At 39.4% G+C, this 11533-nt stretch carries 8 protein-coding genes and 2 tRNA genes; 7 read left to right on the top strand and 3 right to left on the bottom strand.

The window, feature by feature from the left end; all coding sequences use genetic code 11:
- Positions 1 to 152 precede the first annotated feature (152 nt).
- Together eno and JKG64_RS08910 are read left to right on the top strand one after the other, a co-directional pair.
- On the top strand, positions 153 to 1454 hold the full coding sequence (eno, locus tag JKG64_RS08915; RefSeq protein ID WP_210353939.1) for a phosphopyruvate hydratase: 1302 nt from the start codon (positions 153 to 155) through the stop codon (positions 1452 to 1454).
- A gap of 161 nt (positions 1455 to 1615) precedes the next feature.
- Entirely contained in the window at positions 1616 to 1912 is a 297-nt protein-coding gene (locus tag JKG64_RS08910) for an FtsB family cell division protein (protein ID WP_210353938.1), read from the top strand.
- A 196-nt stretch (positions 1913 to 2108) separates the two neighbouring features.
- Here JKG64_RS08910 and JKG64_RS08905 read toward each other — a convergent pair.
- Together JKG64_RS08905 and JKG64_RS08900 are read right to left on the bottom strand one after the other, a co-directional pair.
- Positions 2109 to 2193: transfer RNA gene (locus JKG64_RS08905), tRNA-Leu, on the bottom strand.
- Between the two features lie 5 nt (positions 2194 to 2198).
- Positions 2199 to 2271: transfer RNA gene (locus JKG64_RS08900), tRNA-Gly, on the bottom strand.
- A gap of 185 nt (positions 2272 to 2456) precedes the next feature.
- Between JKG64_RS08900 and JKG64_RS08895 the strand changes: the two genes are divergently transcribed.
- Together JKG64_RS08895 and JKG64_RS08890 are read left to right on the top strand one after the other, a co-directional pair.
- A complete protein-coding gene (locus tag JKG64_RS08895; RefSeq protein ID WP_210353937.1) occupies positions 2457 to 4664 on the top strand; it encodes a glucoamylase family protein in 2208 nt (735 codons plus the stop codon).
- A 67-nt stretch (positions 4665 to 4731) separates the two neighbouring features.
- Positions 4732 to 5244 carry an OmpA family protein gene (locus JKG64_RS08890; RefSeq protein WP_210353936.1) on the top strand — a complete coding sequence of 171 codons (513 nt, stop codon included), beginning with the start codon at positions 4732 to 4734 and terminating at the stop codon, positions 5242 to 5244.
- A gap of 37 nt (positions 5245 to 5281) precedes the next feature.
- On the opposite strand, the gene JKG64_RS08885 is transcribed toward JKG64_RS08890, so the two are convergent.
- Complete coding sequence (locus JKG64_RS08885; RefSeq protein ID WP_210353935.1) at positions 5282 to 5497, bottom strand: PLDc N-terminal domain-containing protein; 216 nt, start codon at positions 5495 to 5497, stop codon at positions 5282 to 5284.
- A gap of 198 nt (positions 5498 to 5695) precedes the next feature.
- Here JKG64_RS08885 and dnaE point away from each other — a divergent pair, with 198 nt between their 5' ends.
- The 3 genes from dnaE (at position 5696) to JKG64_RS08870 (ending at position 11525) form a co-directional block, all read left to right on the top strand.
- Positions 5696 to 10111, top strand: a complete 4416-nt coding sequence (gene dnaE, locus JKG64_RS08880; RefSeq protein WP_210353934.1) for a DNA polymerase III subunit alpha — start codon at positions 5696 to 5698, stop codon at positions 10109 to 10111.
- Between the two features lie 90 nt (positions 10112 to 10201).
- Positions 10202 to 10519 carry a thioredoxin gene (gene trxA / locus JKG64_RS08875; protein ID WP_133584858.1) on the top strand — a complete coding sequence of 106 codons (318 nt, stop codon included), beginning with the start codon at positions 10202 to 10204 and terminating at the stop codon, positions 10517 to 10519.
- 142 nt (positions 10520 to 10661) lie between these two features.
- Complete coding sequence (locus JKG64_RS08870) at positions 10662 to 11525, top strand: pirin family protein (protein ID WP_246512508.1); 864 nt, start codon at positions 10662 to 10664, stop codon at positions 11523 to 11525.
- The last annotated feature ends 8 nt before the right edge of the window (positions 11526 to 11533 follow it).

Here is an 11533-nt window from a genome sequence, read left to right as displayed (position 1 = left end):
GTTAAAGGTTTTTTATTTGTGGCTAGGGGATAAGGGGATGTGGATATTTCATATATAATTTCTATTTTTGAATTATAAAATATGTGTTGTATATTAGTGTTATTAATACACTAAGTGTTAGCTGTGTTTGAGTCATAACCTTATAAAAGAAAATGAGTTTAATTATCGATGTACATGCGCGCCAAATTTTAGATTCGCGCGGGAATCCAACAATTGAAGTTGATGTTACTACACAAAACGGTTTTGTGGGTAGAGCTGCTGTTCCTTCTGGAGCGTCTACAGGTGTTCATGAAGCTGTAGAGTTGCGTGATGGAGACAAATCAAAATATCTTGGTAAAGGTGTTTTGAAGGCAGTAGAAAATGTTAACACGGTTATTGCGCAAGCTTTGGAAGGTGTTGATGTTTTTGAACAAAATGCAATTGACAAGATTATGATTGATCTTGATGGTACGGAGAATAAAGGTAAATTGGGGGCTAATGCTATTCTAGGTGTTTCTTTGGCAGTGGCAAAAGCAGCGGCTCAAGAGTCTCGCCAGCCGTTGTACCGGTATATTGGAGGTGTCAATGCCAATACATTACCTATCCCGATGATGAATATCATCAATGGAGGTTCGCATTCTGATGCTCCTATTGCTTTCCAGGAGTTTATGATTATGCCTGTCGGTGCGCCTTCTTTCTCTGAAGCTTTGCGCTGGGGTACGGAAGTGTTCCATAGTTTGAAAAAGATTTTGCATGATCGTGGTCTGTCTACTGCAGTAGGTGATGAAGGTGGTTTTGCACCGACATTTGAAGGTACAGAGGACGCTATTGAAACTGTATTGAAAGCCATTGAGTCTGCTGGTTATAAGCCAGGAGTAGATATATGTTTAGCTTTAGATTGTGCAGCGTCTGAGTTTTATGTAAATGGTAAGTACGATTATACCAAATTTGAAGGTGAAAAAGGTGCTATCCGTAGCTCTGAAGAACAAGCAGCTTATTTAGCAGAATTGTCCGAGAAGTATCCAATTATTTCTATTGAGGATGGTATGCAGGAAGACGATTGGTCAGGATGGAAGTTGTTGACAGAGAAAATTGGTGGTCGTGTGCAGTTGGTGGGTGATGATTTGTTTGTTACAAATACAAAACGCCTTCAGCAAGGAATCGATACCGATACGGCTAACTCTATTTTAGTGAAGGTAAATCAAATCGGATCATTAACAGAGACAATCAATGCTGTGACACTTGCACAAAATAGTGGTTACACTTCTGTTATGTCTCACCGTTCGGGCGAAACTGAGGATTTTACAATAGCTGATCTAGCTGTTGCATTGAATTGTGGACAGATTAAGACTGGTTCGGCTTCGCGTTCTGATCGTATGGCAAAGTACAATCAATTGTTACGTATCGAAGAAGAACTTGGTGCAAATGCCAGATTCATTGGTAAGGATTTTAAATTTGCAATCAAAAAGAAATAGTTTAATTACTACTATAAAAAGGGGCTTTAGCCCCTTTTTTTATAAGGCTCTGTGAAAAGAGGAGATTTGTAGTGAAGATGCTAATCAAGCTGATCTTGTACTTATCTAAAAGTTTTTTTAAGTTTAAGCATAAAGTCCAATCTTAGTATTATTTTTGTGCCATGGAAAGAATTGTCTCTTTAGTCAAGAATAGATTCCTTATATCGGGAGTAGCATTTTTAGTATGGATGTGTTTTTTTGACAGATATGATATCGCTACTCAGATTGGTTATCAGCAAGAACGGAATAAACTGGAACTAGAAAAGGAGTTTTATTCTAATGAAACTGACAATATCGAACAAGCGATTAAAGATGCGCAGTTCAATCCCAGTGAAATACAGCGTATCGCCCGTGAGAAATATAAGATGAAAAAAACTAACGAAGATGTGTATGTGATTACTGAGGTTGAGCCTGAGTAGTTTGTTCTGTTTGATTATCTCTTGATAATATTCTACATGCTATAGGCTTCTTATATCATAGCCTCTTGTTTCTTTTAAGTTTTCATTATTTACTATTTGATTCCGTTGTGCCTGCTCTTAAATAGGAGTACTGAGCTAGGTTTCGTACTATATGAAGATGATATAAAAAAAGGCTAATCATATGATTAGCCTTTTGTACCTAGGGCGGGAATCGAACCCGCACTCCCTTAACGGGAACAGGATTTTAAGTCCTGCGTGTCTACCAGTTCCACCACCTAGGCAACTGAGCGAAAGACGAGATTCGAACTCGCGACCCCAACCTTGGCAAGGTTGTGCTCTACCAACTGAGCTACTTTCGCTTGACGTGATGCAAAGATAGACAGAAAAATGAAAATGCGAAATTTTTATTTTCTTAATTTTAGGAACGGATTGTAAGATCCTCAATTTGTGTCTATTAATTTTTGTTGTTTTTAACAAATTACCTGTTTTACGTTATTAATGCATGGTTTTTGCTTACTTTTGGGCGGTGAATTGATCGTAAGATATGAAGTACTTAGGTTTTCTGGTTGTTTTCTTTAGTTTTTGTTGTGCGCATGGCTATGCAGATACTTATCCTGAGGTGGTATTTGATAATAGTTTGGTAAAAGGTAGCTATGCGAAAAGTCGAGTCCAATATGCGGGTGCTAGTTGGGTTGAAAATGTAAATGGTCATTTATTGGTATCCGACACTTTATTTTTTACCCCAGGAAACGCGCTGTCTCTCCGTTATTTGTCCAACAACCAAGGCCATTGGGATGTTAGTTTGCGCTATAGTAGGCAGAAATATCTTTACAGGTTTTCTGATAAAGATTTTTTGAGCATACGTATGTATGTAAAGACTGAAAATACGGAGCTTAGTGATTTGCCAAGATTGTATATTAGTCAACGTAATAAGACATCAGACACGCTGAATATTCGTTCTTATATCGAAGATTTCGAAGTTGGGAAATGGGTACAGGTTAAAGTTCCTGCTAAGGATTTTAAAATAGATAATGTAGAAGAGCCTATTAGCGGTGTACATTTTATACAGCATAATGCATCTGATGAAATGCACCATGTCTTTATAGATCAGGTTGAGTTTCTACCTGCCAAGTATTCGGAAGTCAAGTTGAGTACCAATGCTGTACTGACGGAAGCTGTTGGTTACGATCGTATTGTTCACTTAAAGTGGCAATTACCTCTTACACCGAGTATCCGGTACATAAAAATATATAGATCGGAAGATGGACAGGTATTTAGGCCTATTGGCATAAGACCTGTGCAGATGCAGTCGTGTCTAGATATTGTGCCTGTGGTAGGTCAGAAGTATTTCTATAAGATTACCTGGATGGATTTTAATTATGAAGAATCTCTGTTTTCTTCTGTAAAGGAGGCGTCAACAAAAAAAATGGAGAATGATGCCTTGATTACGCTTATTCAGATGACCCATATCAACTATTTTGTAGAGAATTTTGATATAAATAGTGGGATGTATTTGCCTTATCGATCTAAAGACAAAGCGGTCGTTTCGACTAAGGAAACTGCTCCAGCTGTTTTGGCTCTTCTTATAGGAGTGGAGCGGAAGTTTATCAATAGGCAAATTGCGCTGAACAGGATTTCTAAGATGACGTATTTTTTGTTGCGTGCCCAGAATAAGTACGGTGTTTTTCCCGCTTACTTTGATGGCAGGAAGGGAGTGCCAGAATACCGTAGGGGATTTTCTTCTTATGATGTCAATGGGACAGCCTCTCTTATCGAAGCATTATTGATCGCACGGCAATATTTTTCACAAGACAATGAGATAGAGCGGGATTTGCGGAGTAGAATTACAGCACTTTATGATAATGTGAATTGGCAAAAGTTGGTCGCAGATGGAACAACTGGTGTTTTACGCTCAAAATTGAGCTTGATGGAGGGAAATTCTCCTGAGGATATCAGTACAACAACTTTTCTGTCGGGGCCTAATGATGCAATAAATACGTATTTATTGGCAATTGCTGCCCGGAAATATCCATTGCCAGCCTCTGTATACTATAATGGGGTTTATAATAATTTTAACATTAATAAACACGAACATATGGAGGAGTTGGATACGGATATCTATTCCGATAGTTTGATCCATGATTATACCAATCCTGTCCCAGCTCCTAAAATAGCTATAGATACGGTGACTAAGCTCTCCATCATCCAACCGTCCACACAATTTGGAGTGTATCTTCCTCTTGGTGAGATGAGAGGTAGTTTGATTGATCTGTACAAGCCTTTCCTTACTATAGAACCGAAAATCCTAAAGGATAGTTTGATGGAGTGGAGTGAGGTATTGGAGGCGTATACCCACTATGTGAAACGCAGGGATAATGAAGTGGGGGTAGGAACAACAAATAGCGATATTTGGGGTTTCTATCAGCATAAGGATAGTATTGGTAATTATCGGGTGAATCCTGCTATTGCACCATCTTCTATTATTATTGAGCCAGAGCTGGGGATTGCTTCTGTTCTTGCATTGTATACTCAATATGGACATATCTTATTTACGGAATATGGATTCAGATCCTGGCTAGATTTACGTAATGATGATGTGTCAGATGAATATCTTGCATTAAACCAAGGAGCAATAGCAGTTATGTTGGAAAATGCAAAATCAGGGATGATTTGGAAATTATATCAAGAAATTCCCGAGTTACAAAAGGTGCGAAAAGAATTGTTTTTGGGACAGGTAGAAGACATTAATTAAAATTTACATATCTTAGTTAGCGTTTTTGTTAATTGTCCTTTTTTAGATAGATTGTTATAGAAATTATATGAAGAAAATCGTTTTGTTATCAGCGAGTGCTGTTGTGTTATTTTTTACATCTTGTAAGCAACAACAGATTATTGTGAATTCTGGTGCTGTAGTGTCAAAGGATGGTACAGATGATGGTTTGAAAAATGTAAAGAGTGAATTTGAAGATGCTTCTAGAACATCAGAGGGAATTAAGTTTACCTTATCATCGGATTTGTTGTTCCCAACAAACTCCTCCTATTTGACAGATAAAGCTAAGGTTGAACTTACGAAATTAGCGAAGCTGATGAAAGAAGATAAAACAAAGAAGATTCGTGTTGACGGGCATACGGATTCGACCGGTGAGGAAGGATATAATGTGTGGTTGTCTGACAAACGTGCTGCATCAGTGAAAAAGAACTTGGAGGAGGCCGGTGTAGCGGGAAGCCGGATTACAACGAAGGGGTTTGGGCCTTCTAAACCTGTAGGGGATAATAAGACCCCAGAAGGTAGGCAGAAGAATAGAAGAGTGGAAGTGACGATTCTACAATAAATAGAAATTAACTTTTAAAACAAGAGGTTGTATGTAACTATACAACCTCTTGTCTATTTAATGGATAAGCATTCCGCAACCCTACAAAGTATATGATTGATCCTAAGATAGGGAGCAGGAGCACCAGTAGAATCAATAGGATGCGATCGGTTGTTTTTTGAGAAAAATCTCGTTTGAAAATATCGATTAATGCTAGTACGGCAAAAATTAGTGGAGCTAAACCGGCAATGCCAAACACAATGAGAAGTATCATCTCTTGTGTTCCTATGTTTAAAAAAAGTAAATAATTCATTTCGTAAGTTTTTAATTGCTTTATCTAAGTTACATTTTTTTTGAATAAAAATAGCGGATAGTGACTTTTTCTACCTTTCATAAATTTTGACTGTGGAAACAATGTCGATAATATCTTAGCTTATTTGATTATTTTTGTTTTGACTAAGAGGGATGGACTATGTATATTATATTTGATACCGAAACTACGGGTTTACCAAAGCGTTGGGATGCGCCAATTACAGATACTGATAATTGGCCGAGGTGTGTGCAGATTGCATGGCAATTACACGATGAATTAGGAAATATAGTTGAGCATCAGGATTATCTCATTAAACCTGATGGATTTGATATTCCGTTCGATTCGGAGAAAATACATGGAATTTCGACTGCGCTCGCAACGGAGAATGGTGTGCCACTTCAAGATGTCTTAGTTAAGTTTAATGAGGCTCTTTCTAAAGCAAAGTTTGTTGTAGGACAAAATATCGGGTTTGATATCAATATCATGGGCTCGGAGTTTTACAGGTATAATGTAGAATCTCCTATGAGCGGTATGCCAGTCTTAGATACATGTACTGAGGTGACGGCGAATCTGCTTAAGCTTCCCGGTGGACGAGGCGGACGTTTTAAGTTACCTAACCTAACTGAGCTCCATTCTTATCTTTTTGGTGTTCCCTTTGCTGAAGCACATAATGCAACGGCCGATGTGGAGGCAACGACACGCTGTTTCTTCGAGTTGATTCGACAAGATGTATTTACAGCAGAAGACTTGCAAGTTGATACAGGATATTTTGTTGAGTTTAAACGGCATAATCCTACTGCTATTGCTACGGTCGGTCTTAAACATACCAATCTAAAGGCTGCATCGGATGCTATTCGCGCACGGGAAAATGCAGGTAGAGAGGTCGTTGTTGATGAAGAGAGCCTTGAAGCACTAAAACATGCTCCGTTTGCACATTTACATAACCATTCTCAGTTTTCGGTTTTACAATCTACAATTTCTATAGGTGATTTAGTCTCGGCCGCGGCAAAACATAATATGCCTGCGGTAGCAATGACAGATCATGGTAATATGATGGGGGCTTTCCACTTTGTGAGTAAGGTGCTCGGACATAATAAGGACGTCGAAGCGAAGCAGAAAGAAGAAATAGAAGCGGGATTAGAGCCTACAGGGCAGCTTATAAAACCTATAGTCGGATGTGAGTTTTTTGTCTGTGAAGATCGAAAGGATAAATCTAGAAAAGACAATGGCTATCAAATTGTATTTTTAGCTAAGAATAAAAATGGCTATCACAACTTAGCTAAGATGGCTTCTGCAGCTTATACAGAAGGTTTTTATTATGTGCCTAGGATTGATAAGAGTATTGTCGAGAAGTATAAAGAAGATCTGATTGTCTTGTCGGGAAACCTACAGGGGGAGGTGCCGAGTAAAGTATTGAATATTGGTGAGAACCAAGCGGAAGAGGCATTGATCTGGTGGAAGGAGTTATTTGGAGAGGACTTCTATATTGAGGTGATGCGACATGGGCAAGAAGATGAAGATAGGGTTAATGAGACGCTGGTTCGGTTAGCCAATAAACATCAAGTCAAATTGGTGGCGACCAATAATACGTATTACGTAAATAAGGTAGATGCGCACGCGCATGATATTTTATTATGTGTGAAAGATGGAGAGAAACTCTCTACACCAAAGGGAAGAGGGCGAGGATTTCGTTTCGGAATGCCAAATCAGGAATACTATTTTAAGTCTTCTGATGAAATGAAAAAGGCCTTTGCGAATTTGCCTGAGGCAATCCTGACGATTCAGGAAATTTTGGATAAGGTTGAGATTTTCTCATTGAATAGGGATGTACTTCTCCCTAAATTTGATATTCCAGAAGAATTTCAACATGCGGAAGATGAAGAAGATGGCGGAAAACGAGGTGAAAATGCACTTCTAAGACATTTGACTTATGTTGGAGCGAATAAGAGATATAAAGAAATAACGGAAGAGATAACAGAGCGACTAGATTTTGAACTGGCGACGATTGAGCGTACCGGTTATCCTGGTTATTTCTTGATTGTACAGGATTTTATAGCTGAGGCGCGTAGAATGGGGGTTTCTGTTGGACCAGGGCGAGGATCTGCAGCAGGTTCTGCCGTCGCCTATTGTTTAGGTATTACCAATCTAGATCCTATTCAATATGATTTGCTCTTCGAACGGTTTTTAAATCCTGACCGTGTATCCATGCCCGATATTGATATCGACTTTGACGATGAAGGACGGGGAAGGGTTATGCAGTATGTAATTGATAAGTATGGGGCATCTCAGGTTGCGCAGATTATTACTTACGGTACGATGGCTGCAAAGTCTTCTATTAAGGATACTGCACGGGTACTTGATTTGCCTTTGTCCGATGCCAACGAGATCGCTAAATTGATTCCGAATCTAAAACTTAGTAAGATTTTTAATTTGGAGGAAAAGGCATTAAAGGAGGTGTTACGTACGGAGGAATTAGAAGCCGTCAACCGACTGAAGTCCTTAGCGGACGGTGCGGGTTTGGAGGCGGAGACAATCAAACAGGCTCGTGTGTTGGAAGGTTCTATGCGGAATACCGGAATTCACGCCTGTGGTGTTATTATCACACCAGATGATATCACGAATTTCGTTCCGGTATCCCTAGCTAAGGATTCAGACTTGTATGTGACCCAATTTGATAACTCGGTAGTAGAGAGTGCCGGGTTGCTCAAGATGGACTTTTTGGGGCTTAAGACGCTTACGCTGATTAAAGATACCGTGGTCAATGTGCGATTGAGACACGGTATAGAGCTCGATCCGGATGAGTTTCCAATTGACGATGAAATTACTTACGAACTGTTCCAGCGTGGAGAGACAATTGGTGTTTTCCAGTATGAATCTCCTGGGATGCAAAAGTACATGAAGGAATTAAAGCCGACAGTTTTCGCGGATTTAATTGCAATGAACGCGCTCTATAGACCTGGTCCAATGGAGTACATACCTTCGTTTATTAAGCGTAAACATGGTATAGAACCCATTGTGTATGATTTGGATGCCTGTGAAGAGTATCTACAAGAGACCTATGGTATTACGGTCTATCAGGAGCAGGTAATGCTTCTGTCTCAAAAACTTGCTGGGTTCTCAAAAGGTGATGCCGACGTTTTGCGTAAAGCGATGGGTAAGAAGCAGAAGGCTGTACTGGATAAAATGAAGCCTAAGTTTGTTGAGCAAGCGGTGGAAAAAGGGCATAAAGCGAAAGTACTCGAGAAAATCTGGACCGACTGGGAAGCATTTGCGAGTTACGCTTTTAATAAGTCTCACTCGACCTGTTATGCTTGGGTAGCCTATCAAACAGCCTATCTAAAAGCGCATTATCCTGCAGAATATATGGCTGCTGTACTGTCCAATAATATGAATGACATTAAGCAGGTTACTTTCTTTATGGAAGAATGTAAGCGGATGGGACTTCAGGTATTGGGACCAGATGTAAATGAGTCCCACTATAAGTTTACAGTAAACGAGCAGGGGGCTATTCGATTTGGTATCGGAGCAGTAAAAGGAGTCGGGGCCGGAGCTGTAGATACGGTGGTGCAGACCCGTAGTGAGGGATTGTATAAGTCGATATTCGATTTTGCTAAACGAATAGATTTACGGTCTGCCAATAAGAAGGCTTTTGAAAGTCTTGTACACGCAGGTGGTTTTGATAGTTTTACGGATACGCACCGAGCACAGTATTTCTATAAAGATGGTGATAATACAACTGGGATCGAAAAGGCAATTAAGTTTGCTCAACGATTTAAAGAAAATGAACAATCGGCTCAAGCAAGCCTTTTTGGAGGCGGAGCGGCAGCGGAGTTGCCTGAGCCTGTCCTTGCTCCCTGTCCACCATGGGGTCTGATTGAAAAGTTAAAATATGAGAAGGATGTAATCGGAATTTATTTAACGAGCCATCCGCTCGATAATTATAAATTCGAAATAAAGCATTTTTGTGCTAATACGGTGCGCGATTTGCAACTGATTAATAAAGTAAAAGCTTCTGAGGTAGAGGAAGAGGTGCTTTTAGAGTTTAACCGTATTAAGAATAAGGAGGCTGTAGTCGGCGGTATTATTGCCAATGCCGTACATCGGGTCTCTAAAAATGGGAAGCCCTTTGGTGCGTTCGTAATTGAGGATTACTCCGATTCGTATGAAATTGCTGTTTTTGGAGAGGACTATGTCAAATTCAAAGGATACCTCCAAGATGGGTATTTTGTGCAAATTCGGGGGTTGGTACAAGAGCGATTTAAACAGGTTGGAAACTGGGGCTTTGAAATCAAGAACATACAATTGTTGTCCGATTTGAGGGAAAAGCTGGCTAAGAGTTTTACGATACAGATTGCTTTACAACAGCTCAACGAGCAGGTGGTAAAACTTATTGATGACCTGGTAAATTCATCTGTGGAAGAAGGAGAAGTTGCAAGTTGTAGCCTGAAATTTAAAGTGGTGGATGTTCAGGAAAATATCTCTGTCGAAATGCCTGCCAAAACTTTAAAAATTAAGGTAACTAATGAGTTGATTGACGAGTTGGAGAATAAAGGGATTCGATATCAATTAAATTGATAAGGTATAGATATTTATTACAATACGATTAGAGTACAATTGTGGGCAATTGATTATATTTGTATTAAATTATAAAAAGAGGATATTATTATGGCATTAGAAATTACAGATAGCAACTTTGAAGAGTTAGTTTTGAAAGCAGATAAACCTGTACTAATTGATTTTTGGGCAGAATGGTGTGGTCCTTGCCGTATGGTAGGTCCAGTTGTAGATGAAATTGCTACAGAATATGACGGTAAAGCTGTTGTTGGAAAAGTAAACGTGGACAATAATCCAGAGATATCAGTGCGTTTCGGTATTAGAAATATTCCTGCATTGTTATACTTTAAAAATGGCGAAGTAGTAGACAAACAAGTGGGTGCTGTGCCTAAATCTGTGTTAGTCGAAAAATTAGATAAACAATTGTAAGGTTATCTTAAAAATAATTAGAGAAGCATTCAGAAATGGATGCTTTTTTTGTTTTCTGTAGCTGGCTTTTCTTAACCTATATTAAGTTTTGACGGCCTTGATGCAAGTATATTTGTAGTATAAATTTAAGGAGGTCATAAAGATGAAAACAGTAGAGAATATTTTTAATCCGAAGCCAGCGCATTTTGTCGGAGATGGATTTAGAGTCCATAACTTTATACCAAGTTATGCACCTATGGCGCGGATGAGTCCTTTTATTATGTTGGATTATAATTCCACGCATAACTTCCCACCTAGCGCTATCCCCAAAGGAGTAGGAGTACACCCACATCGAGGATTCGAGACAGTGACGATTGCGTATAAAGGTCGGGTCGAGCACGGTGATAGTTCCGGTGGTGGTGGAATAATAGGTGAGGGGGACGTACAGTGGATGACAGCGGCATCAGGTGTATTGCATAAGGAATTTCATGAGACGGAATGGAGTAAGACCGGCGGCGATTTTCAAATGGTACAGTTGTGGGTAAATCTACCTGCTAAAGATAAAATGAGTGCGCCTAAATACCAAGCTTTGGTGCATGCCGATATCCCTAAAGTAGAGCTGGGAAACAACGGCGGTATAATCGAAGTTATCTCGGGCGAGTATAATGGAGTGAAAGGTGGTGCGTCTACCTTTACGCCCTTACATCTGATGAATGCTAAACTTAATAAGGGGGCAGTTGTAACATTTGATTTTCCTGCACATTATAATACAGCGTTGTTGATTATTTCCGGAAATGTAACCGTAAATGATACTTTTAAAGCAGCGACAGATAAAATGGTACTGTTCTATAATGATGGGGATAAGTTTACTGTGGAAGCAGATGATGATGCCATCGTATTGGTATTGAGTGGAGAGCCTATTGATGAGCCTATAGCGTCTTATGGTCCATTTGTGATGAATACAATGGAGGAAATACAGGAAGCGTTTGAGGACTTTAATACGGGCAAATTTGGTAATCTTGTATAAAACAAAAA

The sequence above is a fragment of the Sphingobacterium tabacisoli genome, from assembly GCF_017908035.1.
GTDB lineage: Bacteria > Bacteroidota > Bacteroidia > Sphingobacteriales > Sphingobacteriaceae > Sphingobacterium > Sphingobacterium tabacisoli.
This window is presented reverse-complemented; position numbering and strand designations above follow the sequence as displayed.

What these genes read in the sequence shown, in the direction of transcription:
- JKG64_RS08910 (WP_210353938.1), top strand. Translation starts at nt 1,616, where the DNA reads ATGGAAAGAATTGTCTCTTTAGTCAAGAATAGATTCCTTATATCGGGA.
- JKG64_RS08885 (WP_210353935.1), bottom strand. Translation starts at nt 5,497, where the DNA reads ATGATACTTCTCATTGTGTTTGGCATTGCCGGTTTAGCTCCACTAATT.
- JKG64_RS08870 (WP_246512508.1), top strand. Translation starts at nt 10,662, where the DNA reads ATGAAAACAGTAGAGAATATTTTTAATCCGAAGCCAGCGCATTTTGTC.
- eno (WP_210353939.1), top strand. Translation starts at nt 153, where the DNA reads ATGAGTTTAATTATCGATGTACATGCGCGCCAAATTTTAGATTCGCGC.
- JKG64_RS08890 (WP_210353936.1), top strand. Translation starts at nt 4,732, where the DNA reads ATGAAGAAAATCGTTTTGTTATCAGCGAGTGCTGTTGTGTTATTTTTT.
- JKG64_RS08895 (WP_210353937.1), top strand. Translation starts at nt 2,457, where the DNA reads ATGAAGTACTTAGGTTTTCTGGTTGTTTTCTTTAGTTTTTGTTGTGCG.
- trxA (WP_133584858.1), top strand. Translation starts at nt 10,202, where the DNA reads ATGGCATTAGAAATTACAGATAGCAACTTTGAAGAGTTAGTTTTGAAA.
- dnaE (WP_210353934.1), top strand. Translation starts at nt 5,696, where the DNA reads ATGTATATTATATTTGATACCGAAACTACGGGTTTACCAAAGCGTTGG.